Below are 25,875 nucleotides of genomic sequence, written 5' to 3'. Positions count from 1 at the left end.
GTCAGTCTTCCCGTATCTTCTCAAAGATGGATGTGATCCGGTCGGCGGGGTCCGGCCGGACGTCGATCTGGACATCGAAGCCCTCAGCTTGGAGGTGTACGTCGACGCGTTCGAGGCGCGCCTCGTACTCGCTGTAGTGTCGTCCTCCTGGGTCGACGTGTGTGTACTCTTCGAGGAGGCCCTGCTCGACGAGGCGCGTGACACGACGCGAGACGGTTGGGCGTGACATATCACACTCCTCGCTGAGTTCCTTCGCAGACAGTCGATCGGTCTTCGTCGCCACGAGGATGTCGCGAGCGTACTCGTCGTCGAGGGTGGCGAAGACCTCCGGTGGGTCGGGCTCCTCGGTCACACTCACCTACTCGCGGCAGGAGCGTAATATAGCCCGCCGATTTTCTGACTCGGAACGCCGACTCGCTGTTATATCGTCTCCCCTCGCCTACTGATAGTTGAAGGTGCAATAATTATGTCCACACTCGACTCCGGTCTGAACCAGCTTGAGAGCAGAGTCGGCGGCCTGACCGTCGGCGGGAAAGTCCACAGCCTCAGCGCGTGGTTCGTGCTGGCGCTCCGTCTCATGATGGGGTATGCGTTCGCGTACTCCGGGTTCACGAAGATCACCGGCGAGTTCGCCGCCGGCGGCTACCTCTCGAACGTCGCGGCGACGAACGGCAATCCCCTCGCGGGGATGTTCGCGTGGATGGGTTCGACGCCGTGGTTCGTCGAGTTCGCGAACGTCGCCGTGCCGTACGGTGAGCTGTTCATCGGCCTCGGGCTGCTCGTCGGCGCGTTCGTTCGCCTCGCGGCGTTCTTCGGCGCGCTGATGATGCTCATGTTCTACTTCGGGAACTGGGAGATGGCCCACGGGTTCATCAACGGCGACTTCGCGTACATGCTCGTGTTCCTGGCTGTGGCCGCGTTCGCCGCGGGCCGCATCCTCGGGCTCGACCAGTACATCGAACAGTACAGGGTCGGCGGCGAGGCGCTCGTCGAGCGCTACCCCGCCCTCGAATACATCCTCGGCTAACCACGCCGAGACCGTTGGGAGTACACCAATGCAAAATCCAATTCAAACACGCGGGATTCGGTCTCTGGGACTCATCGCCATCGGAGCACTGACGCTGGCCGTCGTCGGCGGCATGGCGCTGACGCACGCGGCTGTCCCGAATGCAATGATGTGGGGCTGGCACGATGGAATGTGGACTGGCGGCCACATGGCCGGGTGGAGTGGATGGGGCTGGGGGATGATGCTGTTCGGCCTGCTGTGGATGGCACTCCTCGTCGCCCTCCCGATCTCCGTCGTCTACTGGCTGACAACGCGGTCACAATCGGACGGGCCCACCGAGGATAGCGCACTCGCCGTCCTCCAAGCCCGGTACGCTCGCGGCGATATCGATGACGAGGAATTCGACCGCCGCCGCGCTCGTCTGACACCGGACGATGAACAGTAGCGAACGATTCGCTACTCGCTGAGTTCAGTTTTCACGACGGTTGCCGGACGGGTCGTCAATCTGAGGACGCGGTCGGTAACACTTCCGAGCAGCGCACGGTATTCATCCGGCCGTCGTTTGGTACCGAGTACGAGGAGATCCGCGTCACATTCGTCGGCGTGTTCCACGATGGTCACAGCGGGGCGTCCGTGTTGCATCGTCGTCTCGACGTCGATACCGACTTCGGATGCTCGGCTCCGGAGCGCTGCAAGTGTCTCCTCGCCGTGTTCTTCGAGGCCGTGTTCGGGGCCCTCGGCTTCGTCGACGTACTCGTCGCCGCTGTACGCAGTCACGACGTCCTCGTCGACGACGTAGATCACGTGAAGGACCGCGTCATGGGCGGCTGCGAGCTCAAGTGCGTGCGTTTCAGCTTCATCGGACGCGACAGTACCGTCGGTCGACAGTAGAATTCGATCGTACATTCACTCGGATTTCAAAGGCAGGCATAATAAATTCGGCTTCCAATTCCCTCCGATCGAGAGGCATTGTAGCGCGTTCAATATGTCCCCGTCAGCGGCATTGTCCATATATCAACAACGAGCTGACAACCGGGATTTTCGATGAGACTCCATCAGTGGTCGTGTCCCTCCATCGCCATCGGATGTCCGGTGGTGTATTCGTCGGGGTCCTCCTCGAAGGTCTCCTTGCACGTCTGTGAGCAGAAGTGGTACGTTTCGCCATCGTGCGTCGCCGCTGGATCGCTGTCGTCGGTCCGCATCCCACAGACGGGGTCACGGTACTGGCCAGGCGCTCCGAGGCCACGACGGTATACGTACAGGAGGAACCCGGAGAGCGCGAAGGCGATGATGTTGAGGTAGAACGTGTAGTTGAGTTCGAAGTACGTCTGCTCCGTCGCCGTCTCGCCACCCGCCAGGTCTGGAACGATACCGAGAGCATCGAACAGCAACTCCATAAGGAAGCCGGTGAACGCCATCGTGACGAAGAAGACGCCGAGGATGTACAGCATGATCTTCCAGCCGTAGTACTTCCGATAGACGTTCAATACGGGGATCGTGATGAGGTCGGCGTAGACGAACGCGATGACGCCGGCAAAGCTGATGCCGCCACCCCAGAGCGCGACGGCGAACGGAACGTTACCCATACTCCCGACGAAACTGAGGACGGCAATGGCGACACCCATAATGGCGTTCTCGGCAGTCACGAGCAAGCCGTCGCCCTGGATGAACAGCGTATTCCACACCCTCTGCGGGACGAAAACGATGACGAACCCCGAGATGAGGAAGCCGGCGATGACGTCCTTCCAGATCATCGACCACTCCTTGCGGTACTGGTTCCCGACCTTGTACCAGCCACCCCACGACAGCAACTCCTCGCGCCAGCCGCCACGGCTGGACGCCTCCTGTAGGTAGGTCTCCATACAGCCTTCCGAGCAGAATGTGAGCGTCTCACCGCCGTCGGTCGTGAGCGTGTACTCGTCCGTGCCCTCCATCCCGCAAGTCGGGTCCTCGGTGATACCGGACTCCTGATCGCGCTCGTTGAGCGTCTCCCTGACCTCATCGAAGAGGTTCTCCGGGAGCGTGAGATGGACGATGACGGCCATCACGACGATGAGAATGAGACCGCCCAGCAACTCCGCGAGAAGGAACTCCCAGCCCAGCAGGATCAGGATCATCAGCCCGAGTTCGACGATGAGGTTCGTCGACGCGAACATGAACGCGAGAAAGTTCACCGCGTGGGCCCCCTTCTTGAACAGCCCCTTCCCGATCGCGACGGCCCCGAAACTACAGCCACTGCTTGCTGCTCCGAAGGCAGTCGCTCTGGTGAGCCCGCTTAGATCACCGTCGCCAAGCACCTGTGCCATTCGTTCTTTGGAGACGTAGACCTGGACGAGACTCGTGATCGTGAGTCCCATAATGATCGCCCATGCCGCCGTCCACAGGAAGCCGACACCGATGCGAAGCGCTTCGAGGACACCAGCAGTCATCGTCTCCACCATAGGGATCATTTCGCAGGGATCATCTTTTGCAGTTTTCCTTCAGATAGTTCGGCTCCGAGCCGTGGGAAGTAGGAATTCAAAAGAAAACGGGTCGGTAGAAAGCGTCGATCAAAGACACAACCGCATTGAATGGTCAGTGCGTAGTATTACGTCACCGATTCGACCGATTCTTCACCACAGTGCGGACAGTATTCGTAGTTTTCATCGACGGGTTCCTCACAGGAGACACAGACGTACTTTGCTCGCTTGCCATCGATTACTGCCTGCTTCGTTTTCTCGAACTTCCGTCCGACGTCACTGAAGAGGCCCATCTGTAAACGTTCACCTGCAACGTCTATAAAGGTTAGTCTGAGCCTCGGCGCGGTGTTAACTTAATCATAATTCCACCAGACGGCGTGGGCTTGTAACCACGTTTCCGCGGTCGGTGGATCGACGTGGCTGAAACAGTTTGAAAACGAAGAAGTTCTCCGTTGTATTTCACGAAAGATACGTCTAACTGCGTTTCTGAAGCCGTGGATTTCGACGCGGAAGCTGAGATTTTCACGCCGAAGCGCTCCGTTGAGATCGTCGGCGTCATCGACGAGAAACAGCGCATCTTCAACGTCGTGTTTCTCAGCTACTTCGACCAAGAACTCTCGACCGATCGGGATCGTATACGTTGGAAACAGTCGGGAATGGAGTATTCTGTTGGTTTCCGGATCGACAGCAGCGTACAGCCAGTACTGTTCGGAATTGATCCGGATCGCCTTCTGATCGACAGCAACGCGATCCGGACTTTCACCGCCAGCTGGCTGTAGATCAGCCTTGTGAACCCAGTTATGAACCGCTGTTCGGCTCCGATCGACACCCAAATCCTCAAAAAGAACAACTGTATTCGAAAGTGAGAGTCCTGCAAGGTGGTGGCGAATACCCTTTTCAATGATCTCGCGGGGTGTCCGCTCTCGCTCCACAAAACCCAAGTCGATCCACTCGGTAGACTCGCTGAGGCGGTCGATTTCTGCCATAGACACTCAGACATCGTCCGCCTCATCCTCTAACTTAACGCGACCGCGGAACACGGCCCAAACGTTTATTTGCCGGTTGTGCGTGTATGGAAACGCGATGGCGACAGGTACAGTGGCCTTCTTCAACGACACCGGAGGCTATGGATTCATCGAGAGCGAGGACGCGGACGAGGACGTTTTCTTCCACATGGAGGACGTCGGCGGCCCGGACCTCGAAGAGGGACAGGAAGTCGAATTCGAGATCGAGGAAGCTGAAAAAGGGCCGCGGGCGACCAACCTCACCCGTCTCTGAGGCCGACCAGCGACGTCGATCGAGTTCGCGTTTTTCCCGACGGGCGACACACGCGGCGTAGCGACGGCGCCGTGGCCGGCGCGTGACGAGTTATAAACTGACACGCCGGGAACCGACAGACTGCGCGTCGATCGTGTGGCCGTCTCGCTCACGAGGTGTCGATCGATGCCGAGGAACAACGCTTTTCGGACGGGGTCTCGAAACCCGCCCTATGGCAGACGACGAGTCCACGGACGCGGACGAACCGGCCGACGCCGACGGATCCAATGGAGCCAACGGGGCCGACGGGGACGGCGAGGAAAAGTCCTTCCGCGAGCGGGTCGAGGAGATCCGCGAGCGACGCGAACAGGAGCGCGAGGAGGGCGAGGGTGACCGACCGAGCCCCGAGGAGATGATGGGTGGCGGTGGCGGCCCCGGCGGGATGGGTGGCGGCGGCAACCCGTTCGCACAGATGATGTCCGGAATGATGGGCGGCGGCGGTCCGGGCGGCGCTCCAGGCGGGATGGGCGGCGGCCCCGGCGGTGCCGCCGGCGGACCCGGCGGTCGTCCCGGTGAGGGAGACGGCGACGACGTCGGCAACGAGGAGCTCGTGCGCGAAGTCCGTCAGCTCCGCGATGAGGTCCGCGACGCGACCCGACAGCTCCAGCGCATCGCGCAGGCGCTCGAGGACGACTAGGCCGGCTTCGCAATACCTTTTTCCGGTCGTCACGCGGGTTCGATATGGGCATTCCCGAGGAGCGCATCGAACGGCTACTTCCCCTGGCCCGTGAAGCGATCGTCGCGGGCGAGCACGACCGGGCCCGCACGTACGTCCGCCGCGCGAAGCGGATCGCCGAGCGCAGTCGGGCCCGCCTTCCTCGGGAGTTCGAACGCAAGACGTGTTCCGATTGTGACGTCTATCTCCGCCCCGGCGTGACCGCCCGCGTTCGGACGCGCGCGAGCCGGGTCGTCGTTCGGTGTCTGGAGTGTGGCGCGACACACCGGTATCCGTTCTCCTAGTCCACAGTGTGGCCGGGCGTCGACTCGATCGTTTTCCCCGTGTGTCACCGTCACGGTCGGCGGTCGAAGCCTCAAGTTTCAACTAGTGGCGGCGTTTGCGTGGGTATATGACGGACCAAGAGCTCCGGAAGCAGGCACACGACCTCGACGTCACGGTGTGGGTCGGCAAGGCCGGGATCGACGCAGTCGTAGACGAACTCGCCGACCAACTCGACGACCGCACGCTCGTGAAAGTCAAGTTCCTTCGGTCGGCCCGCGGCGGGACCGACACCGCGGAACTGGCCGACGAGCTGGCGGCGACGGTCGACGCCGACCTGATCGAGACGCGTGGGAACACGGCGGTGTTCCACTGATGGGGATCCCCGCGCAGGTGGCACCGATCGCCGACGTGCTCGCCCCGATCGTGGGCAACGCACTGGCGGAAACACTGGCATCCGCGATCGTCTTCCTCGCCGTGGTCGCGATCGTGTTCGTGGGGAACCGGGCGCTCCTGTCGCCGCTCGTCGATCGCGTCCTCGAGGAGCGGGGCGTCGAACCGCACGCGCGCCGGCCCCTCACCAAGATCGCCTCGATCGTCGTCCTGTTTGCCGGGATCGCGATCGCGTTTGGACTCGCCGGCTACGGAAGCTTCCTCCGGTCGCTTGCGACGATCGCCGCCGCGGCGACGCTCGCGATCGGCTTTGCCCTGCAGGAGGTCATCCGAAACTTCGTCGCCGGCGTGTTCATCTACACCGACCGGCCCTTCCGCATCGGTGACTGGGTCGAATGGGGCGGCGGTGACTACTCGGGCGTCGTCGAGGACATCTCATTTCGGGTCACACGGATTCGAACGTTCGACAACGAACTGCTGACCGTGCCGAACTACGTGCTGACGAGTGGCGTCGTGAAGAATCCGGTCGCCAAGGACACCCTCCGGCTGAAGTTCCTCTTCGGGATCGATTACGAGGACGACATCGACCGCGCGACGACGATCATCATCGAGGAGGCCGAAAAACGGGACGACATCCTCGCCGACCCCGCACCGTCAGTTCGGCTCACCGAGTTGGGGGATTCCTTCGTCGGGCTCCAATCGCGGATCTGGATCGACAACCCCTCGCGGGCGGACTTCGTCAGAACTCGTGGCGAGTACGTTACGGCGGTGAAGCAACGCTTCGACGAGGAGGGCATCTCCATTCCGTTCCCGCAGCGAACCGTCTCCGGGCGCGGCGCGTGGGAAGAACCGCCGGCCTTCGGGGATGAGGCCTGATCGATCGGTCGTGGCGCGAATCGCGTTTTGAGTGAGAAAGTGGATGGCGCGCGCCGTCGCCCGCGTGTGAGGTCGGCCGCTTATACGTCGTCGGGGTCGGGATCGGTCAAGTCCTCGATCGACGCGTCATCCGGCGTTCCGTCGCCGAAGCCACGGAACAGCGTCTCGAAGTCCGTGTGTGAGTCCAGGCTGGTAACCGCATCATCGAGGTTCTCCTTGAGCGCGTCGAGGTCCGTGGCGAGCTGCTGGTACTCCGTGCTCTCCTCGAGGGCGGCCTGGCTCTTTTCGGACTCCAACAGCGCCTTCTTCGACGCCAGCGAGAAGAACTCCTGGACGCCGGCGTCGTACTGGCTGCGTTCGTAGAGCTCGTCAACCGTCTCGCGGAGGGCGTCCTTCGTGACGGGCTTGACGAGGTAGTCGTCGAATCCCATCGCGACGATGTCGAAATCCGGCTCGACAGCGGTCACCATCGCGACGCGACAGTCGATCCCGCGATCACGAACTGTCTCGAGCACCTCGTCACCGGACAGGCCGGGCATCCGTCTATCCAGCAGGATCACGTCGATGTCCTCATCGAGAGCATCGAGTGCCTCCCGACCGCCGTACGCGGTACGGATGCGGTACTCATCGCCCAGCCACGCGGCGTACAGGTCTGCCAGGTCGGGCTCGTCCTCCACGACGAGGACGAGGGGAGGTTCCTCACTCATAGGTCATCGAGATCGCGACTGAGTCGCTCGTTCGAGTGTGTGTCGTCACGCTATATCAAAATACCCCTTGTCGATCGATCTCGCCGGTACTCGAGGGGCCGATCGATGGGGATGGATCCACGTTCGTGATCGGAAGCGGGTGGGTCACGGCGGGGACGGATCCGGGCGTCCCCCGAACCGGCGTTACTCGTTCGGGCTGTAGTTCGGGGCTTCGTCGGTGATCATCACGTCGTGGGGGTGGCCCTCGGTCTGGCCGGCCGCGGAGACGCGCACGAACTCGGCGCGCGATTTGACCTCCGGGATCGTCTCGGCGCCGACGTAGCCCATCCCGGACCGCATTCCGCCGACGAGCTGGTAGAGTTCGGACGCGATCGATCCCTTGTACGGCGTCGCCGCCTCCACGCCTTCGGGGACGAAGTCCTCGTCCTCGTCGGCGTCCTTGAGGTACCGATCGCCGCCGCCGGACTGCATCGCGCCGACCGATCCCATCCCGCGGTACTGTTTGTACTTCTTGCCGTTCATCGTGATGACACGGCCGGGCGCCTCGTCGGTGCCCGCGAAGTAGGAGCCGAGCATCACCGCGTCCGCGCCGGCGGCGATCGCCTTGATCGCGTCGCCGGAATACCGTATCCCGCCGTCGGCGATGACCGGCACGTCGGCCGCCGACGCGACGTCGGCGACCTCGGAGACGGCAGTTATCTGGGGCATTCCGGCACCGGAGACGACGCGGGTCGTACAGATCGATCCCGGTCCGATCCCGACCTTGAGTCCGTCCGCGAAGTCGGCGGCCGCCTGGGCCGCCTCGCGGGTCCCGACGTTCCCGACGACGACGTCGGCGTCGACGGTCTCCTTGATCGCCTCGGCGGACTCGAGAACGTCCAGGTTGTGGGCGTGGGCACAGTCGATGAAGAGGACGTCGGCGCCCGCTTCATCGGCTGCGACCGCGCGCTCCTCCTCGAAGGGGCCAACCGCGACGCCGGCCAGCAGCCGACCGTCCTCGTCGCGGGCGGCCTGTTCGTGTTCGCGCCGCTGGAGGATCCCCTGCATCGTCACGAGTCCCACGAGGCGGTTCCGGTCGTCGACGACCGGCACGCGCTCGATCTTGTGGTCGTACATCAGCTCGAGCGCCTCTCGAGCGGTCACGTCCTCGCCGGCGGTGATGACCTCGTCGGTCATCGCCTCCCGGACCGCATCCTCGTCGCCGACCTCGAGGTACGGCCGGATGTCGGTCCCGGAGATGATCCCGAGCACGGCGTCGTCCTCGTCGACGACCGGCGCGCCCGAGACGCCCTCGCGCTCCATCGTGGCGTCGGCCTCCCGGACGGTCATCCCCGGCGTCACGGTCACGACGTCCTCACGCCGGATGACGAGTTCGTGGGCGCGCTTGATGCGTTCGACCTCCTCGGCGGTCTCCTCGACGGTCATGTTGCGGTGGAGGACGCCGATCCCGCCCTCGCGGGCCATCGCGATCGCCAGGTCGGATTCGGTGACGGTGTCCATCGCCGCCGAGAGCACGGGAACGTTGATCTCGACGTTTTTCGAGACGCGACTCGAGACGTCGGCCTCGTCGGGCTCGACGCGGCTCTCCTTAGGGCGCAACAACACGTCGTCGAACGTCAATGCCTCTGGCACACGAAGCTTCTCGGAGAAGGGTCCGGTCGTTGGATCGTCTGTCGCCATATAAACCGTCATCGCGTCGCCCGCAAAAACGTTGCGAGTCCGCATCGACGTGCAACTGTATCACATCTACGGTCGGGATCTGTACACACGGACGGATCAGACAAGAAGGATCACACAGGATCACGCGGGTCGGAGCACGCCGGTATATCCGACCGATGGGTCACGAACTCCCGAGGCGTGGACGGGGGTACCGACGACTCCGAACACACGCTGTGGCCGAGCATCCTCCCCGCCAGCAAATAACTGACCATTCGATCAGAAATATCGAAATAACACGTGATCGTCACACGCAATCGGCGTCGTATGCGAACGTCACTCGCACAACGTTTATGCTCCCATACTCAGTAAGTATGCGTATGGACTCCGACAGTTCCGCCAGTATGAGTGTTGCCGGGCAGCCGAGCGTCGCCGTCGACGCGAACGCGAATGCCGGCACATTTACATTTACTGGCAACTGCTCGGACCGGTCCGGCTTCGACGCCACGATCCAGCGGCTCGGCCATCGTGGATCGGTCGGATATTGCCGTTTGCCCCACGGTCAGGGCTTACCTGCCTGAATGAGCGTTTCCCAGCACCCCGTCGCACTCCGGCTGGAACGCCAGGTTGGCGGTGCAACCAAGCTGTTAGCCACGGTGATGGCGCTCCCGCTCATCGACGGGATCTTCCCGGCGCTCGTGTTGGCCGGCGCGCTGTCGACGCCGATTGGCATCCTCGAGACGGGCCTGCTGATCTTCGGCGGCTCCGCGACGATGGCGGTCATCCTCGCGGAGATGGACGGCACCCGACGTGAACAGGTCACGTCGGTGTTGCTCATCGGCGCACTCATCGTGCCGCTTGCCGCCCTGCAGGCCGCGATCGCCCCGACGCTTGCGGGTCTCCTCGATCTCGAGGTCTTCCAGCGGTTCGCGGGACTCGTCATCCTGACGATCGCCGCCAAGACGGCTTCCGCGAAGATCGGTGACGTGCTCCCGTCCCCCAGCGTCATCATCGCTCTCGGCCTCGTCGCGAGCATCTCGCCCGCGGGAGCCGAGTTGGCGTTCTCGAGTGACCCGTCGATCGTCGCCCGGGGCGCCGCGGCGGCGGCGGTCGGCGTCGGCTTCGCGCTGTTCGTCGCCCTCGCGGCTCCCCAGCTCCGGGGCCACGTCAACATTGACCGCTTCCGCTTCGGCTCCGCCGTGGCGCTTGGCGTCCTCGCGCTCCCCATCCTGGGGATCCTCCAGACGGACGCGCCGATCGCCCTGGCGGTGCTCGTGGTCACGGGCCTGTTCGCCTACGATCCCGACGCCGATCCGTCAGTGACGGCAAGCGGTCGCCGCGGCGGCCTCGGCGGCGGTCCCGACGATCCCGACGGTGGTGTGGACGACCACGGCGACGATGACGACGTCGACGACCGGGACGTCGAGGGGCGCAAGGAACCCCGCGGTGGGCCCGACCCGCTCCCGATCGACGTCCCCGAGGCGCCGGACCGGATCGCGGGCGTGGATCCCTCGCTCGTCGCCGTCGACGTGAACGCCCACGGCGCCGTCCCGCGCCCCGCCCCCAACGGCGGCTCCGCGGGCGTCGTTGCCGACCGCGACCCGGCGAACACGCCCCGTGCGCCGTCGGCGTTCGGGCTCTCGGAGGCCGACGACGGCGTTGGAGCCGACCACGACGCCGGAGCCGACGACGCCGAGGATGCCGGTTCCGACATGGCCGACGACCCCGATGCCGACCCGGCATACGCCGACGGCGACACGGGCGCAACCCGCGCGCCGTGGTTGTAAACTGCGGTCGTCGATCGGGTCGACCGGGTCGACCGGGTTCGACCTCGTTGAGCAGCCTGCCCGGCGGCGATGGCTCGACCGTCGTGTTTTAGGGAGCGCCCCGCCAGGAACGTGTATGAGCAACCGTGTCGTCCAGGGACGAATGGTAACGCCGGAAACGTTGGCGGAACTGATCGAGGGGGAGTCGGTGCTCGAGGCGGAGTCGATCGAGGACGCCGACGAGGACTGTCCGGCGTGTGGCGGCGACGTGATCCAGGTGGGCTATATGCCGTCGGTGACCGAGTTCGTCGTCGGCCGGAAATGCCAGGAGTGCGACTGGGCCGCCGACGATCGCGACTGACTGATCGCCACGTCGATCGACGCCGATCGCCCGCGGTCGGTCGAACCGGATCGAAACCCCTTTAGCGAGACCTCGGTAACGGTGGAACGCGAGAACGGGGCTGTGGCCAAGCCAGGCATGGCGACTGACTCCAGAGGTGACGCCCGGTGACGAACTCCAGACTGATATACCGAGCGGGCGACTGATCATCGCTCGTGTTGACGACGTTCTGGAGTACCGAGGCAAACCGGAGATATCAGTCGATCGGGGGTTCAAATCCCTCCGGCCCCATGTACCTTAATTCACGCGGTAATGGTAGATGCAGTGTCTCTATTGCCGTTTTACGATTTGGATCAGGATGTTAGGTTCGGTGTTGAACCGACCTGTTTCCCAATTGAAGCCGTCCTGCGGTAGCCAGGATTTCACGGCCGGCCGTTTGAGATCGTCGATAGTTCAATCCTTGTCGGAGCCACGCGCGGCGAGAACGGGCACTCATTGGGGAACTCACTAAATAGTGGGCTCGTCTATTGACTGCTGTATGAATCACGCGCCGCTCCCCGAGAATTACTACAGCAACGACCTCTGGCTCGACAGTCCGCTGACTGAGGACGAACGCGAAGCACTCCGCGATGAAATCCGCCAACTCGTCCTTAGTATCAAAGAGGAAGGCGATATTGGTGAGCCGGAATACGGCGCGATCGGTACGGTGAGCCTCCAGAGTTTCCGCGACAAAGACTCGCTTACCATCACCGCGTACCTCGATCCCGATGAATTGGAGACGGAACCGATCGGGGACGAAGTGTTCGACGAAGACGGCAACGTGGTCGATTCCGGAGAAGCCCACTATCTCCGCGATCTCGGCGATACGTGGAGCGCCCTTGAATACGACCTCATTAGCGAACTCGTCCTGATGCTTGACCTCCCTGAAACGCCCTCGGAACTTGAAAACTATCTACTGGGCGGAGACGAGCACGGTCCGTGCCTCTTCTGTACGATGAAAAGTCCGGGGCAGGCGTCTTTCTCGGTCACGGCGCACATCCCGGAGACGACCCAACACATCTACGATGACGCGGAGTTCGAACTGGCGAGAAGGCTCAACATCCCGATTGACGGGTCCGCGAAGTAACTATCGACTGACCCCTGAACGAGTGCGGGTTTTCACACCACTTGATTCATTGGACACGGGAAACCGTTACCCGGCTCAAAATGTCTCGGATTCTCCCACGCGAAAGGGTGGATACGCTCGCGGCCGTCAGCGTCGACGCGAACGCCGTGCTTTGCATCGAGATCGTCGGCGAGCGTCTCTCAGACCTCTTCGCGCTGGCTGTCCATCGCCTGCTTGAAATCCTCAATGGCTTCGTCGGTCACGGCTCCTGCTCTCGTGCCGTTCTTCGACTTTCGGTGGTACTCGATATCGTTGCGGTCGATCCCTCGTGTTCACACGCTGTTAGGAATGCTCGTCGATCCACCGACACCACGCGTGAAAGTCCTCGGCGCCGCACTGGTTGGCGATCGAGTGCAACGTGCCGATCCTGATCTCGTCGTGTTGCGGGACGTCGACGAGCCGAACCTCGCCAGTATCGGTGTTTTCGTACCGGAGCCGGACGTGGCTTCCCTCACGGGAGACGGGCGTGTAGCCGAAGTCGGTCAGTACGCCGATGATCTCGCGTCCGGAGAACGTGGTCCGGACCATCTACTGCATAAACTCGGGGAGGTCCTTCGGCTCGTCAGGAACCTCGTCGGGATCGATCCCCAGCTCCTCCTCGAGGAACGCGTCGGGATCGTCGATCGGCTCGCCGCCGCCCTCGTGTAGCTCCAGGACCTCCGAAAGGTAGCGGAGCGCCTCGCCCCGGGTGTCGCCGCCACGAGCCAGTCCCGTCTGTAAGTCCTTGGCCGTGACCGAGCCGTCGTCCTCCCGAATGAAGATCACGCCCTCATCATCGGGAGCGTCGCGTGTCGCGCTCGCCATACCTCAGATACGGTCCCCTGAGCGAATAAGTGTTCGGCGTCCTCCAGTCCGTCGACGTCGGCGTGAACCAGCCCGACCACCGACGTCTAGATCTCCTCGAAGCCGTCGAAGGTGTCCCGGATCGCCCAGAACGTCGATCGGGAGACGATGACGTCGCCGCGTCGAACCGCGGCCTGGAGGAGCCGGTTCGTCCGGCGGGGATCGAGCCCCTCGGCGGCCACGAGCTCGGAGAGTTCGGCGGCCGTACAGCCGGGATGATCCAGAACGAGCCCGACGACCACCTCGACGTCGTCCGATTCGGTGGCGGGCATACACGGGGAGAACGGCCCGTATCGGGTAGTTATGGGTTCGCTACGCGTATTCCCGGGGGCTGCAACCGATCGGAACGGCCCGTTCGGTCGCGGACCGACGGGGATGGCACCGACGGGGTGGCGGGATTCTGCGAAGAATCGGCGACGCCGATCGTGGGACGAATCGGGTGGTGGTGTGGGGGATCGACGTTCGGATCGGCGCCGCCGGTCGGATCGCTCCGACACCGGCGGTTCGTCGGGTGGACATAAATATACTCACTGCCTACCGGGGGGTCACTGTCCACCGCGTCCCGCGAAGTTCCTCCACCCGGCACGGGCACCGGGTCGTCAGCGACCGTCCGAACGCGTCCTGCGGCTAGCCGGCGCGGTAGGTTTCGGCCCACCGATCGGCAGCGCGATCGGAGAGCCACAGTCCCAGCCCGCCGAGGCCGACGGCGGCGAGAAGCGTTCCACCGATCGCCGGTGCGGAAAGCGTTCGCGGGACGACGACGAATCCGACGAGCAGGAGCGGGATCAACGGCAGGGCGACGCCGAGGAAGAAGGCGAGAAAGCGGGCCGTATCGAAGAGGAACTCGTTGGGCGAGAACCCGGCGATGGAGACGGTGAGCCCGTAGAAGTAGAGCGCACAGCCCGCGAGCACGGCCGCCCCGAGCAGCGCGTCGACGGGGGTCGTGGGGAAGACCACGAGCGCGGCGAGGTAGGTGACGCCGGCGGCGGGCACGCCGATGATGAGGAAGGCGAGGCGCTTCGCGCGGAAGACGTCGGCGACCGAGATGGGTAACAGGAGGTACTCGTCGACGCCGTCGAACTGCGTGAGCCAGTTGTACGTGGTGAACGCGCTCAACGCGAGGACGGCGCCGAAGAAGACGCCGGTCGCGGGCCGAAGACCGACGATCGATTCCACGAGGTCGACGAGGGCCGCCACGAGCGCGAACAGGAGCCCGACGGAGACGAACGGCTTGGCGAAGCCGCCGGTTGACCGGCCGAGATCGAGCAGCGTCTTGGTGAGCAGCCCCGCCGTCTCCGCGGGGAGGCGACGCTCCAGGGCGCGGAAGCGGTTGGAGCGCGTGCGGGCGGGGCGTCGTATGTCCGGGTCGTACACACGGAACGCGGCCGTACCGCCGACCAGGACGGCGGCGGCGACGCCGATCGCCGCGAGCGGGCCGTCATCGACGACGACCAGCGCGGCCCAGGCCGGTGTGAGCGATCCCAGCGAGGCGAGGCCGACGGTACCGATTCCCAGCAGGCCGATGACCACCCATCGGGGGGCGCCGCGCGTTCGAGCCGCAATGGCCGCGACCGACAGGGTCAGCCCCGCGGCAAAGACCAGCGACAGCGAGACCCACACCCACGGGACGGCGGTCAGCGGGATCACGCCGATGGCGACGAGCGGCGAGAAGCCGAGCGCGATCGGTAACACGAACAGGACCAGGTAGTAACACACGTCGGACAGGACGAACAGGCCGATCAGCGTCCGACGCGAGACGGGAAGCGTCCGAAAGACGGACGACAACAGCGTCACGTCGCCGAGGACGCGCTCCACCATCTCGGCCCCGACGAGGACGGCGGTACCCGTATACAGGCCGAACCCGAACACGAGGACGTGAACGGCGGTATACAGCGTCGGGACATCGGTTCGTCCGTAGTACGCGCCGGCGATGCCGCCAGCCGAGAGCACCGCGACGAGGAGGGGAAACGGCGCAAAGCGCGTGCCGCCGAACAGCCGCGCGTGGAGCCGCCATTCCTGCCGCAACAGCTCGCGGAACACGGTGCGCGTGGCGCGGGTCATCGTCCCCTCACGCCCCTCCCGGCGGCGACGAGACCGAATCGGAATCGGACGTCGCCGTCTGGCCGGCCGAATCCGCCGGATCGGCCGTCTCAACCGCATCGAGAAAGACGTCGAGAAGGGACTCCTCGGCGAAGGCTTCGGCGGCACGCTCGGCGACGATCCGGCCGTCGGACACGATTCCCACCCGCGTGCAGATGTCCTGGGCGACCTCGACGTTGTGCGTCGACACGAACACGGCGTTGTCGGCCGCGGCGTACTCGCGGAGGGCACGCTTGACCCGCTCTTGAACGATCGGGTCGAGGTTCGCCAGCGGTTCGTCGATGAAGACCGCCGCGGGCTCGTGCAGGAACGCCTGGGTCACCATCACCTTCTGTTGCTGGCCGCGTGAAAGATCCGCACAGAGCGTGTCGAGCGTTCCGGCGTAGCCGAGGCGATCGGCCCACGTCGCGACACGATCGCGAACCGTCGGCTCGTCGAGATCGCGAACGCGGCCGACGAAGTCGAAGTACTCCCGCGGAGTGAGAAAGCTCGGGGGCGAAAGCTGTTCCGGGAGGATCCCGACGCGCTCTCGGGTCGCTACCGGCTCCATGGACGGATCGGTTCCGAGCACCTCAAGGTGCCCCGCATCGGGACGAAGCTGCCCCGTGAGTATCTCCATCGTGGTCGTCTTGCCCGCGCCGTTCGGGCCGAGGAAGCCGTACAGCTCGCCGCGGTCGACGGCGACGGAGAGCCCGTCGAGTGCCCGGACCTCGCCGTAGGTCTTCCGGAGGTTTTTCGCGGAGATCGCGGTCATCGGGCAGTGGTTTCGACAGACGGTACAAAGCCGTACCGGAGGATCCGGGAACCGTCGGTGTGGGGTCCACGACCGGGCGCAGCGACACCACCCGTTCCAGTGGTTCGACCCGGTCGATGTGCCGCACTCGGCTCCGTCTCACACACGTTTCGATCGGGCTTCCCTGACGCCGGCCCCGTCGCGGACCATGTCCTCACAGTCGGGACAGACGCGGACGGCGTCGAGTTCCGGCGGGGCGAACACCCGGACGTAGCGTTCCGTCACGAACGAGCCGCAGTTCCGACATTCCGGCATCGATCGGGAGTTGGGAGTCGTCCTAGGTAGTGCTTTTGGCCGAGGCCATTGTCACCGATTCACATCCAGGGGTCGGAGGACCCCGATCGAGACCGCGTCGGGGGACCGTCGGACGCTCCGGGATCGGTTGACGACGATCCGGTCGACGGCGATCCGGCCAACGGCGTTCCAGTCACCCGTCGGGATTAAGGCGACGGCGAGCGTATCGGCTGTATGAGCGAGACCACGGCGACGGCGACGGTCGGCGGCGGCTGCTTCTGGTGTATCGAGGCGGCGTTTCTCGCGGTATCGGGCGTCGGGTCGGTGACGTCGGGCTATGCAGGCGGCGAGACCGCGGACCCGACCTACCGGGAGGTCTGCACGGGCGAGACGGGCCACGCGGAGGTGGTTCAGGTGGAGTTCGATCCGGACGTCCTCGAGTACGCCGACCTGCTCGAGGTGTTCTTCACCGTTCACGATCCGACACAGCTGAACCGGCAGGGGCCCGACGTGGGCTCACAGTACCGATCGATCATCCTGACACACGACGCGGACCAGCGGCAGCAGGCCGAGGCGTACGTCGAGGCGCTTGCCGCCGAGGGCGGGTACGACGACCCGATCGTCACCGCGATCGAACCGCTGGAGACGTTCTGGCGGGCCGAGGAGAACCACCAGAACTACTTCGAGAAGAACCCCGAGGACGCCTACTGTCGGATGCACGCCCAGCCGAAGGTGGAGACAGTCCGCGAACGGTTCCGCGAGGAACAGACCGCGTAGCGACCGCCGCGGTGGCCGTGCGGGATGGCCGCCGTTCGGCGCCGGATCCTACTTGCCGAGCCGGATCGTCGGTTCCGCGTCCTCGCTCGTGGTGATGATGCCGTCGAAGAGCTGTTTGAGGGTGTTCATCGTCTGGTCGTCGTGGGCGCTCGAGTCGATACAGAAGAGCCCGAACCCGCCGACGCTCTGGACGCGGCCGGTGAAGACGTGGAGGAACCGGAAGACGGTCTGTAGCTCCGCATACATCAACAGCGTCGACAGCGAGTGGACCATGATGCGGTTGCGCTCGATCCCGCGGTCGGTGTAGAACTCCTCGAGGAACTCCGAGAGATTGATCCCGATCCCGGTCATGTCGACCGGCGAGGAGGTGTACTTGATCCGGTCGTCGTCGCGGGCGTCACCGACGCCCTGCTGGCGGGTGACACAGTCGACGACCGCCACCGGCTTGTCCGCATAGTCGATCCGGGTGCCGAACTCCTCGAGCACGCGGTCGCCGTTGTCCTTCGTCGTGACGATGATGGCGGACTCCCCGCTCTCGGTACCATCGGCCAGAATGTCGAGCGCGAGGCTTCGCTTGCCGGTCAGGGCCGGTCCGCTGAGCAGAAGGTTCGTGCCCGGCTCGACCGCCGTCTCGAGATGGGGGCGGAGGTCATACATCTGTGGTCCTCATCGGTCCCGCGCCGACCAGCGACGGCCGATCGGTTCCGCGACCGTCCTGCCGGGAATCATTGGGTGTCACAACGATATGCGGTGCGGATATTATTCTTTTTGATTACCGCGCGAGGTGGGGAAAGACCCCGATCACCCGAGGGGAACCGCCCGCCCGGCGATGAAGGCGATCACGGCCAGAAACATCCCGGCTTTCACTCGTCGCTGTGCGCTTGCGGGATCGCTGAACGACTGCACGGCGGCGACGAGCATCACCGCGTCCGCCGGGACGATGAGGACGAGATAGGCGCATCCGAAGGTCCCCCAGACGTATGGACCGGCGCTCGCGACGATCGCGACGACGAGCAACGCGAGTCCGATCCACAGCGACCGTCGTTCGCCGATCGCGATCGGGAGGGTGGTGAGCCCCTCCTCCCGGTCGCCGGCGACGTCCTCGACGTCCTTGATTATCTCCCGTGTAACCGTCGCGATGGCCGCGAGCACGAACAGGACGCCCGCCTCGAGGGGGGCCCCGACCGCGGCGCCGCCGAAGAGGAACGTGGATCCCGTCAGGAATCCGACGACGACGTTGCCGACGCCGGGCAGTCCCTTGAACAGCTCCGTGTAGGCGACCAGCAGCACCAGGTTGAAGACGGCCAACGCGATCGCCGCCGGCGGGAGCAGGAGTGCCGTCACCACGGCGCCCGCGAACAGCCCGAGGCTGACCAGCAGCGCCCCCCGTGCGGTGATCGCTCCCCGAGGGATCGGTCGATCGGGACGATTCACCCGATCGATCTCGCGGTCGAAGTAGTCGTTCACCGCGTTGCCGGCCCCGGTCGCACACACCGTCGCGACGACGGCCGCAAGCACGACGACCCGGTCGGCGCCCAGGATCGCGCCGCCGGCGACGTACGCGCCGGTCCCGGTCAACACGCCGGCGGCGATCGCGTTCAGCGGCCGCGTGAGTTCGATCGCTCCCCGAGCCTGCCGACGCATCGACATACTCCGCCTCTCCCGCGAGTGCTCAAAAAGCGTGGCGGTTCGCCCGGACGGCACGCCGTGACAATCCCGTCCCGAATCGCGAGACTTAAACCGGGCAACCCGTAATCGAGAAGCGAGGGCGCTTAGCTCAGTTTGGACAGAGTGCTTGGCTTCGGACCAAGTTGTCGGGGGTTCAAATCCTCCAGCGCCCATTACGCGGCATAACGATTAGGATACACCGGGCAGCGGCGCCTTCCCTTTAAAGAGTGTGGGTGTCCTGGCGATCAGGTTCGTTATATTGCATCACGGGGTCGCCCCAGTCTGGTGATCCACCAGAGCCCATCTTAGAGGTTCGCGAACGCCTCGTCGACGAGCTCGCCAGTGTCGGCGACAATATCCGCCATCTCCTCGTTGTCGGGCGCCATGCCGACGAGGCGGGCGATGCGCATGATGGAGACGTGGTAGACGACCTGCTTGTCGGGGTCCTCCTCCCAGATAACGACGTTGCAGGCCATGAGTGCACCGAGCTTGTTGTCGGTTGCGTCGAGCGCGCGGTCGGCCACCTCGGGGTTGCACGCGCCGAGGACGTAGTAGGGGTCGCGACCGGCGTCGACCTTCTCGTTGAGCATCTCGGAGGGCGAGAACTCGACCGGGACGCCGAAGCCGGCGTCCGTGAACACGTCCCGGACGTGTTCGATCGCGTCCTCGTGGCTCATCTCGAGGGTCGCCTGTTCTTCGCCGATGTCGTCCGGGTCGATCTGGCTTGGGTCGATTGGGAGCGTCATTCGTGTATTATCGTGGGGCTTCAACACAAAGTCACTTTGGGTATTCTGCCTCGAACACGTATCTCTATGGGAAAAGGGTCACTCCAGTACCTAATCTGTCACTGGAGTATTGTAATATTCGGGAACAGCTTTAATCGCCTCTGCCACCCTCTCTTCGAATATGGTGGCCACGTCAGTGCGTGAGGACCTCGACGCGACCTGGGGTGTCTCGACCTCCTGGGCTGTATTCACGGGCTCAACGAGCGCGATCAGATGGTCTTTCAACTGCTACAACAGGCGGGGAATGATCTCACCGTCGACGACGTCGCAGATTGGATGGATTGTGAGCGCTCGACTGCATATCGATCGATTTCTCGGCTTCTTGAGGCCGGCGTGGTAGTACAGGAGCAAGTGAACTACGAGCACGGGGGGTACTACTACGTGTATCGTCCGGGGACACCCGAGGACATTGCACACGATATGCAGCGATTGCTCAACGATTGGTATGCGGCCATCGGACAGCTTATTCAAGAGTTTGAAGACCGCTATAGCCGAGACTCGGCGGATCGAGAGAAGCAGCCGATTGGGTCCTGTCTCTGACCCTCTCGTTCAAATCCTATCTGAGGTGGTATTGTGTGTGCTGCACAAAATAAATACGACGGCGGGGTTCAAACGGATACATAATGGTTGGTATGACTATAACTGAACTTCAGAACGCTGATTTGGCATATGCACTGCCGTTCAGCCCAGTCTGTGACCCGGTTCTCACCGCGGTGAAAGTCCTCGAGGGGAGGAAGGTAACGGACGAATGAGTGACGCTACGCCATCCGAGTACGTGCGAGCTCACCGACAGGAACTGGTCGGGCTCACCCTCGACCTTCTCGAAATTGACACGTCGAACCCGCCCGGCGACACGCGTGATATTGTCGCCGAAATCGAACGATTCCTCGACCCGCTTCCGGTCGAAGTGGAGCGTTTTGCAGCTGATCCAGCAAAGCCGAATCTGCTCGTTCGACTACCGGGTGAGTCTGACCACACACTGTTATATAATGGCCACCTCGATACGGTGCCTTTCGACGCCGAAGCCTGGTCCCACGCTCCACTTGGCGAGATCGTCGATGAACACGTCTACGGCCGCGGTGCAACCGATATGAAAGGTGCCGTGGCGTCGATGCTGTTCGCAATTCAGGCCTTCGCAGCCACCGACACGGAGCCACCTGTCGACCTCCAATTCGCGTTCGTGAGCGACGAGGAAGTGGGTGGTGACGCCGGCTTGCCAGCGGTACTGGATGCTGGAGAGATCGACGCTGACGCATGCGTGATTGGCGAGCCGACCTGCGAGGAAGGCCGTCACTCCGTCACAATTGCGGACCGGGGCAGCATCTGGCTGACGCTCGAAGCCATCGGTGAGGGAGCCCACGGCTCCCGGCCGGTACTCGGTGTCAATGCTATCGACAGACTCTACGACGCCATCGGGACGATGCGCGAACGGTTTGGCACCCAGCGACTCGGAATCGACGCTGACGTGGCACCGATCGTCGCGGAATCAGTCGAATACTACGCCCCCTCGATGGGTGAGGCCACCGCTCGAGAGCTGTTCTGGTACCCCTCGATCAATCTCGGCGTTCTCGAGGGCGGGGACGCGATAAACACCGTCCCGCAGTCTGCGCACGCCGAAGTTGACGTGCGACTGATCGCAGGTGTCCACACGCCCGATGTGCTCGCTGAGATTCGCGAGTGCGTTGCCGACTGTACCGGTATCACAATCGCCGACGTCTCTTGGAGCGTTGGGACGGCCGAAGCTCCTGCCAGCCCACTCGTCGAAGCCGTTGCGTCGACCGCGGAGGAGATCACGGGTAATCGCGTCTTCAGACGGAGCGCTACGGGTGGTGGTGACGCCAAGAAATTCCGGAATGTGGGCATCCCGACCGTCGAGTTTGCGCTCGGAACCGACACCGTCCATGCGCCGGATGAGTACGTTCCGGTGGACGTACTCGTCGACAACGCCGTCGTTTACGCTCAGCTACCAGCACGGTGGGAGTCCCAGCTTGATCAGTAACGCCTCCAGGCTGGCGGTTGTGCCGGACTGCTTGGGCGGCGGGAGCAGTCGTCGGGAAAGACGTAGCTGGTAGTAGTATAGTATATTTATCGGTATACAGAACAATATTGTTCCGATAGACGGACGAATCCGGATCGCTATCGGACTGGGTTTGGCGGTTGTCGGATTGGCCTCACTCGGGGGGGCTGCTTGGAGTTGGGACGGTGGTCGGCACAGTGCTGGCGCTGCTGGATCTCGTTCTCGTCGGGACTGGGCTCGTTCAAGTCTGTCTCCTGTATCGCCTGCTGGGAGTGGATACGTCGGGATCCCGATAGGGATGGAACCATTCCAGAATACCGGCCAACCCGATTGGGACTGGTGGAGCAAACTCTAGCCGACACCCGGCGCAACGCTCCGGGAACTCGGCGTCGAGTCGGGCGAGTCGGCCGCCGAAGTCGGCTGTGGAAGCGGTTACTTTGCGCTCCCAGCTGCTCGAATTGTCGAACCTGTGCCTGTTTACGCCATCGACCTGGATGCGTCACTGCTCGATGAACTCGATGATCTTGCAGAGCAACAGGACATCGAGAATATCGTTCCGATTCACGGCTGGCCGAAGCCTGATCATCGTCAATTGGCGTGATCGCCAACGTGAAACGACGACTGTCGGATCTGCATCTCGGGCCCCCCGACGAACCTTCGGATGACACCGAGAGAAACTGAAGATGTCGTGCTTCCGGCCGCAGCGTTCACGCTCGACCGCCTGGTCGAGTTGCCGTCGTACCACTACGCGCTCATATTCGAGCGATAATCATTCCTCCTCTCCGATTTCAAAATTACGCTTCGATCGCCTCTCCCACCGTTATGGATTTCCAGAATCTTGGAACTCACACACAATACTAATAGGAGGAAGTTCCAACTGTCACCTGTGAGCTCCCTATGACTGATATCGAACCTGACGAAACCGTTGATGCCAGAGGCGCAGCATGCCCCGGCCCGTTGATGGACCTCATTGGAAAGATTCGGAGCGCCGAGTCGGGGGACGTGATCCGACTGCTGAGCGACAACGACCAGTCGCTCACCGACGTTCCCGAGTGGGCCGAGGAGGCCGGTAACGAACTACTCGCGGTCGAAGAGCTCGACGACCACAACGCGTTCTACGTGGAGAAAGCATGACCGAGCACGTCGTTATCGTCGGCGGCGGGACCGGCGGGACCGTCCTCGCGAACGACCTTGCCGACCGACTCGAACCCGAACTCGACGCCGGCGACGTCCGCGTCACGCTGGTCAACGACGACCCCGACCACGTCTACAAGCCGGTCTGGCTGTACGTGCCGTTCGGTCAGCGCGAACTCGACGACGGTCGTCGCCAGCTCGACGACCTCGTCGACGACGCAATCGACCTCCGGATCGACCGCGTATCCGACATCGACACCGAGGCCCAGCGGCTCCAGTTCCACGGGAATGTTCCACCAGTCAGCTACGATCACCTCGTGCTGGCGACCGGGTCGACGCTGGAGCCCGACCAGATTCCGGGCCTCACGGAGGGCGGTCACGACTACTACAGCGAGTCGGGAGCCACCGACCTGCGCGACGAACTGCTGGAGTTCACTGACGGTGACCTCGTGTTGAGCGTCATCGGGACGCCCCACATGTGTCCGGCCGCCCCACTGGAGTTCGTCTTTATGGCCGACGACTGGCTCCGCGAGCGCGGCCTCCGGGAGGATGTCGATATCACGTACACGTATCCGATCCAGCGTGTCCACGGCAACCCCCACATCGCCGAGTGGGCTCGCCCGCTTATGGAGGAACGGGACATCCACGTGGAGACGTTCTTCAACGCCGAGTCGATCGACCCCGAGACGAAAACCATCACGTCGATGGAGGGGACCGAACTCGATTACGATCTCCTCGTGACGATCCCGCCCCACGCCGGCGTCGACCTCATCGAGGAGGCGGGGCTTGGCGACGACGGCTGGGTCGACGCCGACAAGCACACGCTGGAAGCCGAGGCCGCTGAGAACGTCTACGCGCTCGGCGACACCGCCGACACCGGTGTCCCGAACGCGGGCAGCGTCGCGCACTACCAGGCCGGCGTCGTCGGCCAGCGCCTCGCCAGCGAGATTCGCGGCCGCCCGGCGACGGCGACCTATGACGGGAAGACGCTGTGCTTCATCGAGACGGGGATGGATGCGGCCTCGTTCGTCGAGTTCGATTACGAGAATCCGCCGTCGCCGGCGCCGCCCTCGGAGAAACTTCACTGGTCGAAGCTGGCGTACAACGAGTCCTACTGGCTGACTGCACGAGGACTGCTCTGATCATGTCTGAACCGCAGAACCCTGACCCGTCCGAGTTGGAGGCGGCAATCGAACGGAACCCCGAAGCTGTCGCCGAATTCGTGGAGCACCTCGACGCCGTCAACGAGCTACTGGACGTCATCTCGCTGGGCGAGAGCGCGCTCGACGACGAGATGGTCCGCGAGCTCTCGGCCACGGGGTCGACGCTCGCCGAGTCCGCCGACGGCCTCGCGACGGACGAGACCGTGGCACTGGCCGAGACAGTCGGGGAGAACGGCGACGAACTGCGCGAAGCGCTCGACACGCTCGTCGTGCTCCAGCAAAGCGGGACGCTCGACGAATTGGCCGAACTCGCGGAGGTAGGCTCGCTGGCGACCGCGGCGCTCGACGACGAGATGGTCACATCACTGGCCGGTACCGGTGCTGCGGTCGGCGAGGTCGCGCAGACGGCCGCGGACGACGATATTCGTGATGGCATCCAAACGCTGCTGGAGAGCGTCGGAGAAGCCGAGCAGAGCTCTCCCGAGCAGGTTGGGGCCGTTGGTCTGCTTCGCGGATTACGTGATCCGGATGTCCAGTATGGGCTGGGCTACCTGCTGGTGCTTGCAGGCGCGCTCGGCCGTGCGCAATCGACCACGAAGTCACACTGATCGGTCTCTTTGGACCGGGTCGCTCTCCCAGTCGCTGTCGCTGGGGGAGCTACCAAGCCAAATTGTATTGTGTGGTTGCCCCAAGACTATTAAACATCAGGCGCGTATGGTATCGTAATGGCAACACAGACAGCGGAGATGGACCGCGTGGTTTCGCTTGGAGACGACGACCTCGAAACGGTCGTCGAAGACAGCAGCGTCGCACTCGTGGAGTTCTACACGGAGTGGTGTGGCACCTGCACACGAATGAAGCCGGTTCTCGAAACACTCGCGGAAGACACTGACGCGACGATCCTGACGATCGACATCGAATCAAATCTCGAAACTGCCATCGAGTTCGGTGCCCAGAGCACGCCCACGTTCGTCCTGTTCGTCGACGGGCAACCGGTGAAACGGCTCCGAGGCGGCCAGAACGAACAGACGCTTCGCGAACTGATCACCCAGTATCGGGACTAACTCACCGACATCGAGATGAGCCCGAGGGAACTCCGCGCCGACACGCCCGCCTTGCACGAGGACGTCTACCTGAATTTCGGTGCCCACGGGCCGAGCCCACGGTACGTCGTCGAGGCTGCTGACGAGTTCGTGCAGTCACACGAGTACGAGACGAGCACGCGAAACGACCCGTACGAGGCGTTCGACACTATGACCGCGTGCGGGAGCGCGTCGCCACCTTCGTCGGTGCGGACGCCGACGAGATCGCGCTCACGGAGAGCACGACCGCGGGTATCAAACGCTCTGCTGGAGTGACCGTCGGTGGGACACCGCTACCGAGGAGAAGTTCTGTCTGCTTTAGTCGACCTGTACGCGACCGCTGTCGTCGACGAGAATGTCGTGATCACGATCCTCGAATCGAATCTCGAGGCCAGACGCCGTCGAATCCTCGACTAACGGTTCTACTGCATCCGGATCGACGACCTCGGCTAGCGGCGGCTCGAGCGTGACTGGCTCGACGTCCTCCGTCTCCGCGACGGCCTCGACAATCTGGGGAATCGGATTCTCGAGTTCGTTCATCGGCGGTTAGCTGAATGCAGGCGGTAAGCCCCCGCCCTCAACGAGCAACGCAGGCCGAAGGCTGAGTAGCGCAGTAGGGCGGGGATACACCGCCGTCATCGTCTCCCATACGCCCAA

At 63.5% G+C, this 25,875-nt stretch carries 36 protein-coding genes, 2 tRNA genes and 2 pseudogenes; 23 read left to right on the top strand and 17 right to left on the bottom strand.

The genetic code is table 11. The features are described from left to right. Position 1: 1 nt before the first annotated feature. Positions 2-352 carry a winged helix-turn-helix domain-containing protein gene (locus OQF70_RS05335; RefSeq protein ID WP_280536306.1) on the bottom strand — a complete coding sequence of 117 codons (351 nt, stop codon included), beginning with the start codon at positions 350-352 and terminating at the stop codon, positions 2-4. A 114-nt stretch (positions 353-466) separates the two neighbouring features. Between OQF70_RS05335 and OQF70_RS05330 the strand changes: the two genes are divergently transcribed. Then, positions 467-1,027 (top strand): DoxX family protein, encoded by a 561-nt coding sequence (locus tag OQF70_RS05330; RefSeq protein WP_280536305.1) that lies wholly within the window; start codon positions 467-469, stop codon positions 1,025-1,027. Positions 1,028-1,055: 28 nt separating this feature from the next. Next, positions 1,056-1,451: an SHOCT domain-containing protein gene (locus OQF70_RS05325; protein WP_280536304.1), complete on the top strand. Its 396-nt coding sequence runs from the start codon at positions 1,056-1,058 to the stop codon at positions 1,449-1,451. Between the two features lie 11 nt (positions 1,452-1,462). On the opposite strand, the gene OQF70_RS05320 is transcribed toward OQF70_RS05325, so the two are convergent. From OQF70_RS05320 to OQF70_RS05305, 4 genes are all read right to left on the bottom strand, one after another. Continuing rightward, positions 1,463-1,912, bottom strand: a complete 450-nt coding sequence (locus OQF70_RS05320; protein ID WP_280536303.1) for a universal stress protein — start codon at positions 1,910-1,912, stop codon at positions 1,463-1,465. 149 nt (positions 1,913-2,061) lie between these two features. Further along, positions 2,062-3,447, bottom strand: coding sequence for a permease (locus OQF70_RS05315; protein ID WP_280536301.1), 1,386 nt, complete (start codon positions 3,445-3,447; stop codon positions 2,062-2,064). 146 nt (positions 3,448-3,593) lie between these two features. Beyond that, positions 3,594-3,758 (bottom strand): hypothetical protein, encoded by a 165-nt coding sequence (locus OQF70_RS05310; RefSeq protein WP_280536300.1) that lies wholly within the window; start codon positions 3,756-3,758, stop codon positions 3,594-3,596. A gap of 60 nt (positions 3,759-3,818) precedes the next feature. Beyond that, positions 3,819-4,451 (bottom strand): IS6 family transposase, encoded by a 633-nt coding sequence (locus OQF70_RS05305; protein ID WP_280536299.1) that lies wholly within the window; start codon positions 4,449-4,451, stop codon positions 3,819-3,821. 97 nt (positions 4,452-4,548) lie between these two features. On the opposite strand from OQF70_RS05305, the gene OQF70_RS05300 reads away from it, so the two are divergent. The 5 genes from OQF70_RS05300 (at position 4,549) to OQF70_RS05280 (ending at position 6,988) form a co-directional block, all read left to right on the top strand. Continuing rightward, a complete protein-coding gene (locus tag OQF70_RS05300) occupies positions 4,549-4,743 on the top strand; it encodes a cold shock domain-containing protein (RefSeq protein WP_021074435.1) in 195 nt (64 codons plus the stop codon). Positions 4,744-4,954: 211 nt separating this feature from the next. Further along, on the top strand, positions 4,955-5,419 hold the full coding sequence (locus OQF70_RS05295; protein WP_280536297.1) for a hypothetical protein: 465 nt from the start codon (positions 4,955-4,957) through the stop codon (positions 5,417-5,419). Positions 5,420-5,463: 44 nt separating this feature from the next. Then, positions 5,464-5,742 carry a ribonuclease P gene (locus tag OQF70_RS05290; protein ID WP_280536296.1) on the top strand — a complete coding sequence of 93 codons (279 nt, stop codon included), beginning with the start codon at positions 5,464-5,466 and terminating at the stop codon, positions 5,740-5,742. A 107-nt stretch (positions 5,743-5,849) separates the two neighbouring features. Then, positions 5,850-6,095, top strand: coding sequence for a YhbY family RNA-binding protein (locus OQF70_RS05285; RefSeq protein WP_280536295.1), 246 nt, complete (start codon positions 5,850-5,852; stop codon positions 6,093-6,095). Further along, entirely contained in the window at positions 6,095-6,988 is an 894-nt protein-coding gene (locus OQF70_RS05280; protein WP_280536294.1) for a mechanosensitive ion channel family protein, read from the top strand. The genes OQF70_RS05285 and OQF70_RS05280 overlap by 1 nt, the downstream gene beginning before the upstream one ends. Positions 6,989-7,068: 80 nt before the next feature. On the opposite strand, the gene OQF70_RS05275 is transcribed toward OQF70_RS05280, so the two are convergent. Next, positions 7,069-7,695: a HalX domain-containing protein gene (locus OQF70_RS05275; protein WP_280536293.1), complete on the bottom strand. Its 627-nt coding sequence runs from the start codon at positions 7,693-7,695 to the stop codon at positions 7,069-7,071. Between the two features lie 183 nt (positions 7,696-7,878). After that, complete coding sequence (gene guaB, locus OQF70_RS05270) at positions 7,879-9,375, bottom strand: IMP dehydrogenase (protein WP_280536291.1); 1,497 nt, start codon at positions 9,373-9,375, stop codon at positions 7,879-7,881. A 356-nt stretch (positions 9,376-9,731) separates the two neighbouring features. Between guaB and OQF70_RS05265 the strand changes: the two genes are divergently transcribed. The 5 genes from OQF70_RS05265 to OQF70_RS05245 all read left to right on the top strand — a co-directional run bounded on the left by OQF70_RS05265 (position 9,732) and on the right by OQF70_RS05245 (position 12,583). Beyond that, positions 9,732-9,932: a hypothetical protein gene (locus OQF70_RS05265; protein WP_280536290.1), complete on the top strand. Its 201-nt coding sequence runs from the start codon at positions 9,732-9,734 to the stop codon at positions 9,930-9,932. Then, positions 9,933-11,138, top strand: coding sequence for a DUF5794 domain-containing protein (locus OQF70_RS05260; RefSeq protein ID WP_280536289.1), 1,206 nt, complete (start codon positions 9,933-9,935; stop codon positions 11,136-11,138). 115 nt (positions 11,139-11,253) lie between these two features. Beyond that, positions 11,254-11,478 (top strand): DUF5795 family protein, encoded by a 225-nt coding sequence (locus OQF70_RS05255; protein WP_280536287.1) that lies wholly within the window; start codon positions 11,254-11,256, stop codon positions 11,476-11,478. A gap of 96 nt (positions 11,479-11,574) precedes the next feature. Beyond that, positions 11,575-11,748, top strand: a tRNA-Trp gene (locus OQF70_RS05250). Between the two features lie 247 nt (positions 11,749-11,995). Next, positions 11,996-12,583 carry a hypothetical protein gene (locus OQF70_RS05245; RefSeq protein WP_280536286.1) on the top strand — a complete coding sequence of 196 codons (588 nt, stop codon included), beginning with the start codon at positions 11,996-11,998 and terminating at the stop codon, positions 12,581-12,583. 321 nt (positions 12,584-12,904) lie between these two features. Here the strand turns inward: OQF70_RS05245 and OQF70_RS05240 are convergent, their stop codons facing one another. From OQF70_RS05240 to OQF70_RS05215, 6 genes are all read right to left on the bottom strand, one after another. Beyond that, complete coding sequence (locus OQF70_RS05240) at positions 12,905-13,150, bottom strand: type II toxin-antitoxin system HicA family toxin (protein ID WP_280536285.1); 246 nt, start codon at positions 13,148-13,150, stop codon at positions 12,905-12,907. After that, the gene (locus tag OQF70_RS05235; RefSeq protein ID WP_280536284.1) at positions 13,151-13,426 is read right to left on the bottom strand and encodes a hypothetical protein; all 276 of its coding nucleotides are present in this window, start codon (positions 13,424-13,426) and stop codon (positions 13,151-13,153) included. An 86-nt stretch (positions 13,427-13,512) separates the two neighbouring features. Beyond that, a complete protein-coding gene (locus OQF70_RS05230; RefSeq protein ID WP_280536283.1) occupies positions 13,513-13,737 on the bottom strand; it encodes a hypothetical protein in 225 nt (74 codons plus the stop codon). A 355-nt stretch (positions 13,738-14,092) separates the two neighbouring features. Then, positions 14,093-15,526: a hypothetical protein gene (locus OQF70_RS05225; RefSeq protein WP_280536281.1), complete on the bottom strand. Its 1,434-nt coding sequence runs from the start codon at positions 15,524-15,526 to the stop codon at positions 14,093-14,095. A 7-nt stretch (positions 15,527-15,533) separates the two neighbouring features. After that, complete coding sequence (locus OQF70_RS05220) at positions 15,534-16,319, bottom strand: ABC transporter ATP-binding protein (RefSeq protein WP_280536280.1); 786 nt, start codon at positions 16,317-16,319, stop codon at positions 15,534-15,536. Between the two features lie 138 nt (positions 16,320-16,457). After that, the gene (locus OQF70_RS05215) at positions 16,458-16,613 is read right to left on the bottom strand and encodes a hypothetical protein (RefSeq protein WP_177167412.1); all 156 of its coding nucleotides are present in this window, start codon (positions 16,611-16,613) and stop codon (positions 16,458-16,460) included. A gap of 213 nt (positions 16,614-16,826) precedes the next feature. Between OQF70_RS05215 and msrA the strand changes: the two genes are divergently transcribed. Further along, positions 16,827-17,369 (top strand): peptide-methionine (S)-S-oxide reductase MsrA, encoded by a 543-nt coding sequence (gene msrA, locus OQF70_RS05210; protein WP_280536279.1) that lies wholly within the window; start codon positions 16,827-16,829, stop codon positions 17,367-17,369. Positions 17,370-17,417: 48 nt separating this feature from the next. Here msrA and OQF70_RS05205 read toward each other — a convergent pair whose 3' ends face one another. Both OQF70_RS05205 and OQF70_RS05200 read right to left on the bottom strand, forming a co-directional pair. Then, positions 17,418-18,026 (bottom strand): recombinase RecA, encoded by a 609-nt coding sequence (locus tag OQF70_RS05205; protein WP_280536278.1) that lies wholly within the window; start codon positions 18,024-18,026, stop codon positions 17,418-17,420. Positions 18,027-18,170: 144 nt separating this feature from the next. Beyond that, positions 18,171-19,019, bottom strand: coding sequence for a geranylgeranylglycerol-phosphate geranylgeranyltransferase (locus OQF70_RS05200; RefSeq protein WP_280536277.1), 849 nt, complete (start codon positions 19,017-19,019; stop codon positions 18,171-18,173). A gap of 116 nt (positions 19,020-19,135) precedes the next feature. Here OQF70_RS05200 and OQF70_RS05195 point away from each other — a divergent pair. Then, positions 19,136-19,210: transfer RNA gene (locus tag OQF70_RS05195), tRNA-Arg, on the top strand. 132 nt (positions 19,211-19,342) lie between these two features. Here OQF70_RS05195 and OQF70_RS05190 read toward each other — a convergent pair. Continuing rightward, on the bottom strand, positions 19,343-19,783 hold the full coding sequence (locus OQF70_RS05190) for a DUF302 domain-containing protein (protein WP_280536276.1): 441 nt from the start codon (positions 19,781-19,783) through the stop codon (positions 19,343-19,345). A gap of 252 nt (positions 19,784-20,035) precedes the next feature. Here OQF70_RS05190 and OQF70_RS05185 point away from each other — a divergent pair, with 252 nt between their 5' ends. The 9 genes and pseudogenes from OQF70_RS05185 to OQF70_RS05150 all read left to right on the top strand — a co-directional run. Continuing rightward, positions 20,036-20,362, top strand: coding sequence for a helix-turn-helix domain-containing protein (locus tag OQF70_RS05185; RefSeq protein ID WP_280536275.1), 327 nt, complete (start codon positions 20,036-20,038; stop codon positions 20,360-20,362). Between the two features lie 208 nt (positions 20,363-20,570). Next, positions 20,571-21,821 carry a M20/M25/M40 family metallo-hydrolase gene (locus tag OQF70_RS05180; RefSeq protein WP_280536274.1) on the top strand — a complete coding sequence of 417 codons (1,251 nt, stop codon included), beginning with the start codon at positions 20,571-20,573 and terminating at the stop codon, positions 21,819-21,821. Between the two features lie 203 nt (positions 21,822-22,024). Further along, a complete protein-coding gene (locus OQF70_RS13460) occupies positions 22,025-22,135 on the top strand; it encodes a YgaP-like transmembrane domain (RefSeq protein WP_343218145.1) in 111 nt (36 codons plus the stop codon). Positions 22,136-22,137: 2 nt separating this feature from the next. Continuing rightward, positions 22,138-22,608 (top strand): annotated as a pseudogene (locus tag OQF70_RS05175) (class I SAM-dependent methyltransferase). 128 nt (positions 22,609-22,736) lie between these two features. Further along, the gene (locus tag OQF70_RS05170) at positions 22,737-22,973 is read left to right on the top strand and encodes a sulfurtransferase TusA family protein (protein WP_280536273.1); all 237 of its coding nucleotides are present in this window, start codon (positions 22,737-22,739) and stop codon (positions 22,971-22,973) included. Then, positions 22,970-24,115, top strand: a complete 1,146-nt coding sequence (locus OQF70_RS05165; RefSeq protein ID WP_280536272.1) for an FAD/NAD(P)-binding oxidoreductase — start codon at positions 22,970-22,972, stop codon at positions 24,113-24,115. Before OQF70_RS05170 ends, OQF70_RS05165 begins: the two co-directional genes overlap by 4 nt. Positions 24,116-24,117: 2 nt before the next feature. After that, positions 24,118-24,744, top strand: coding sequence for a DUF1641 domain-containing protein (locus OQF70_RS05160; protein WP_280536271.1), 627 nt, complete (start codon positions 24,118-24,120; stop codon positions 24,742-24,744). Positions 24,745-24,861: 117 nt separating this feature from the next. Continuing rightward, positions 24,862-25,200 carry a thioredoxin family protein gene (locus OQF70_RS05155; protein WP_280536269.1) on the top strand — a complete coding sequence of 113 codons (339 nt, stop codon included), beginning with the start codon at positions 24,862-24,864 and terminating at the stop codon, positions 25,198-25,200. A gap of 15 nt (positions 25,201-25,215) precedes the next feature. Next, a pseudogene (locus OQF70_RS05150) lies at positions 25,216-25,490 on the top strand (aminotransferase class V-fold PLP-dependent enzyme); the annotation flags it as partial. 46 nt (positions 25,491-25,536) lie between these two features. Here the strand turns inward: OQF70_RS05150 and OQF70_RS05145 are convergent. Continuing rightward, positions 25,537-25,758, bottom strand: a complete 222-nt coding sequence (locus OQF70_RS05145) for a HalOD1 output domain-containing protein (RefSeq protein ID WP_280536268.1) — start codon at positions 25,756-25,758, stop codon at positions 25,537-25,539. Between the last annotated feature and the right edge of the window lie 117 nt (positions 25,759-25,875).

It is taken from the genome of Halopenitus sp. POP-27 (genome assembly GCF_029889855.1).
GTDB lineage: Archaea > Halobacteriota > Halobacteria > Halobacteriales > Haloferacaceae > Halopenitus > Halopenitus malekzadehii.
The sequence above is the reverse complement of the archived record's forward strand: the minus strand, read 5'-3'. Positions and strand labels throughout refer to the sequence as shown.

Coding starts and splice junctions, on each gene's coding strand:
- OQF70_RS05330 (WP_280536305.1), top strand. CDS start 467: ATGTCCACACTCGACTCCGGTCTGAACCAGCTTGAGAGCAGAGTCGGC.
- OQF70_RS05325 (WP_280536304.1), top strand. CDS start 1,056: ATGCAAAATCCAATTCAAACACGCGGGATTCGGTCTCTGGGACTCATC.
- OQF70_RS05320 (WP_280536303.1), bottom strand. CDS start 1,912: ATGTACGATCGAATTCTACTGTCGACCGACGGTACTGTCGCGTCCGAT.
- OQF70_RS05315 (WP_280536301.1), bottom strand. CDS start 3,447: ATGGTGGAGACGATGACTGCTGGTGTCCTCGAAGCGCTTCGCATCGGT.
- OQF70_RS05310 (WP_280536300.1), bottom strand. CDS start 3,758: ATGGGCCTCTTCAGTGACGTCGGACGGAAGTTCGAGAAAACGAAGCAG.
- OQF70_RS05305 (WP_280536299.1), bottom strand. CDS start 4,451: ATGGCAGAAATCGACCGCCTCAGCGAGTCTACCGAGTGGATCGACTTG.
- OQF70_RS05300 (WP_021074435.1), top strand. CDS start 4,549: ATGGCGACAGGTACAGTGGCCTTCTTCAACGACACCGGAGGCTATGGA.
- OQF70_RS05295 (WP_280536297.1), top strand. CDS start 4,955: ATGGCAGACGACGAGTCCACGGACGCGGACGAACCGGCCGACGCCGAC.
- OQF70_RS05290 (WP_280536296.1), top strand. CDS start 5,464: ATGGGCATTCCCGAGGAGCGCATCGAACGGCTACTTCCCCTGGCCCGT.
- OQF70_RS05285 (WP_280536295.1), top strand. CDS start 5,850: ATGACGGACCAAGAGCTCCGGAAGCAGGCACACGACCTCGACGTCACG.
- OQF70_RS05280 (WP_280536294.1), top strand. CDS start 6,095: ATGGGGATCCCCGCGCAGGTGGCACCGATCGCCGACGTGCTCGCCCCG.
- OQF70_RS05275 (WP_280536293.1), bottom strand. CDS start 7,695: ATGAGTGAGGAACCTCCCCTCGTCCTCGTCGTGGAGGACGAGCCCGAC.
- guaB (WP_280536291.1), bottom strand. CDS start 9,375: ATGGCGACAGACGATCCAACGACCGGACCCTTCTCCGAGAAGCTTCGT.
- OQF70_RS05265 (WP_280536290.1), top strand. CDS start 9,732: ATGGACTCCGACAGTTCCGCCAGTATGAGTGTTGCCGGGCAGCCGAGC.
- OQF70_RS05260 (WP_280536289.1), top strand. CDS start 9,933: ATGAGCGTTTCCCAGCACCCCGTCGCACTCCGGCTGGAACGCCAGGTT.
- OQF70_RS05255 (WP_280536287.1), top strand. CDS start 11,254: ATGAGCAACCGTGTCGTCCAGGGACGAATGGTAACGCCGGAAACGTTG.
- OQF70_RS05245 (WP_280536286.1), top strand. CDS start 11,996: ATGAATCACGCGCCGCTCCCCGAGAATTACTACAGCAACGACCTCTGG.
- OQF70_RS05240 (WP_280536285.1), bottom strand. CDS start 13,150: ATGGTCCGGACCACGTTCTCCGGACGCGAGATCATCGGCGTACTGACC.
- OQF70_RS05235 (WP_280536284.1), bottom strand. CDS start 13,426: ATGGCGAGCGCGACACGCGACGCTCCCGATGATGAGGGCGTGATCTTC.
- OQF70_RS05230 (WP_280536283.1), bottom strand. CDS start 13,737: ATGCCCGCCACCGAATCGGACGACGTCGAGGTGGTCGTCGGGCTCGTT.
- OQF70_RS05225 (WP_280536281.1), bottom strand. CDS start 15,526: ATGACCCGCGCCACGCGCACCGTGTTCCGCGAGCTGTTGCGGCAGGAA.
- OQF70_RS05220 (WP_280536280.1), bottom strand. CDS start 16,319: ATGACCGCGATCTCCGCGAAAAACCTCCGGAAGACCTACGGCGAGGTC.
- OQF70_RS05215 (WP_177167412.1), bottom strand. CDS start 16,613: ATGCCGGAATGTCGGAACTGCGGCTCGTTCGTGACGGAACGCTACGTC.
- msrA (WP_280536279.1), top strand. CDS start 16,827: ATGAGCGAGACCACGGCGACGGCGACGGTCGGCGGCGGCTGCTTCTGG.
- OQF70_RS05205 (WP_280536278.1), bottom strand. CDS start 18,026: ATGTATGACCTCCGCCCCCATCTCGAGACGGCGGTCGAGCCGGGCACG.
- OQF70_RS05200 (WP_280536277.1), bottom strand. CDS start 19,019: ATGTCGATGCGTCGGCAGGCTCGGGGAGCGATCGAACTCACGCGGCCG.
- OQF70_RS05190 (WP_280536276.1), bottom strand. CDS start 19,783: ATGACGCTCCCAATCGACCCAAGCCAGATCGACCCGGACGACATCGGC.
- OQF70_RS05185 (WP_280536275.1), top strand. CDS start 20,036: ATGGTCTTTCAACTGCTACAACAGGCGGGGAATGATCTCACCGTCGAC.
- OQF70_RS05180 (WP_280536274.1), top strand. CDS start 20,571: ATGAGTGACGCTACGCCATCCGAGTACGTGCGAGCTCACCGACAGGAA.
- OQF70_RS05170 (WP_280536273.1), top strand. CDS start 22,737: ATGACTGATATCGAACCTGACGAAACCGTTGATGCCAGAGGCGCAGCA.
- OQF70_RS05165 (WP_280536272.1), top strand. CDS start 22,970: ATGACCGAGCACGTCGTTATCGTCGGCGGCGGGACCGGCGGGACCGTC.
- OQF70_RS05160 (WP_280536271.1), top strand. CDS start 24,118: ATGTCTGAACCGCAGAACCCTGACCCGTCCGAGTTGGAGGCGGCAATC.
- OQF70_RS05155 (WP_280536269.1), top strand. CDS start 24,862: ATGGCAACACAGACAGCGGAGATGGACCGCGTGGTTTCGCTTGGAGAC.
- OQF70_RS05145 (WP_280536268.1), bottom strand. CDS start 25,758: ATGAACGAACTCGAGAATCCGATTCCCCAGATTGTCGAGGCCGTCGCG.